This window comes from Xanthovirga aplysinae, assembly GCF_009711365.1.
Lineage (GTDB): Bacteria > Bacteroidota > Bacteroidia > Cytophagales > Cyclobacteriaceae > Xanthovirga > Xanthovirga aplysinae.
Window position 1 is genome coordinate 1 of sequence record NZ_SMMB01000356.1, and the last position, 1,235, is coordinate 1,235.

The following is a 1,235-nucleotide window of genomic DNA, read 5'->3' on the forward strand; positions in this document are numbered from 1 at the left end:
CCTTAAATTATAAAATAATATTTACCTTAAAAGGACAACATCCTCTAACAATTCTATTCAAAGACAGTAAAAAGACAAAAATGAACTCAAATAAAAAAACCGCAAGGATTGCAGGATTCCTGTTTCTAATTCTTATAATCAGTGGGGTATTCGCTGAATATTTTATTCGACAGAAAATTATTGTGTCCGGCAATCCGGGGGCTACCGTCCAAAATATAATAAACTCTGAATGGTTGTTTCGCCTGGGCATAGTAAGTGATTTATTCATGTCGGCTGCTTTCTTTTTCTTCTCCCTGGTTTTATACCATTTATTCAAAACGGTTAGTAAATATTATGCTTCAGCAATGGTGCTGTGCGTTACCATTTCCTGCTCTATCCTTTGCATAAATATGTTAAATCAAATTGCCCCCCTAGTAATACTAAGTGGAGCTGATTATTTAAGTAACTTCCAAACAGAACAATTGCATGGATTGGTGACTTTTTTCCTCAAAATGCACACAAATGGGTATTACATTGCCCAGTTATTTTTTGGTTTGTATCTGTTTCCCCTGGGATTATTGGTTTATAAATCAGGATTCTTACCTAAAATTATTGGGGTCTTTCTAATGATGGGCTGTTTTGGTGACTTGATAGATTTATTCAGGTTTTTCCTATTTCCTGATTTCGAGTCTGTAATTCTTAACAATATTACTTTGCCAGCAGATATTGGAGAATTTTCCTTTTGTCTGTGGCTGCTAATAAAGGGAGTTAAGGAGGTAAAACCGATCTCAAAGGAAGTAGCAGGTGTTTAGAAAAGAATAAAATGTACGACATGCTAACCAGGCTAAAAACGCCACCCAATTCTGGTACAGGTCAAGACTAAAGAGAACCTTAGCCATTCTATTTTCAATGTTTAAGAACAAAAAATATGGATAAATCAGAAAAGTTTTGGGACAACAGGTCAGAGGATTTCGATAAGCGTTCCCAGAAAAATGAAGTAATCAGCAACGGAACTTTGGAAAAAGCCCAGAATTATCTCAATAAAGATGATATTGTATTAGATTTTGGCTGTGCTACTGGAAGCCTATCATATCAAATTGCTCTTATGGTAAGGGAAGTTCATGGAATAGATATTTCATCTAAAATGATCGATTTTGCCCAAAAAAAAGTGAGGAACAAAAATATTAAAAATTTAAACTTCCAACACTCCACCATCTTTGATAAAAAGTATCATAAGGAATCATTTGATGTGATTT

2 protein-coding genes are annotated in these 1,235 nt (G+C 34.4%); both read left to right on the forward strand.

Translation table 11 applies throughout. The features are described from left to right. Positions 1-791: DUF4386 domain-containing protein (locus E1171_RS01130; RefSeq protein ID WP_222931321.1), on the forward strand; the 791-nt coding region annotated here is incomplete at its 5' end. A gap of 116 nt (positions 792-907) precedes the next feature. Next, on the forward strand, positions 908-1,235 hold a 328-nt coding region (locus E1171_RS01135; protein WP_155203258.1), incomplete at its 3' end, for a class I SAM-dependent methyltransferase.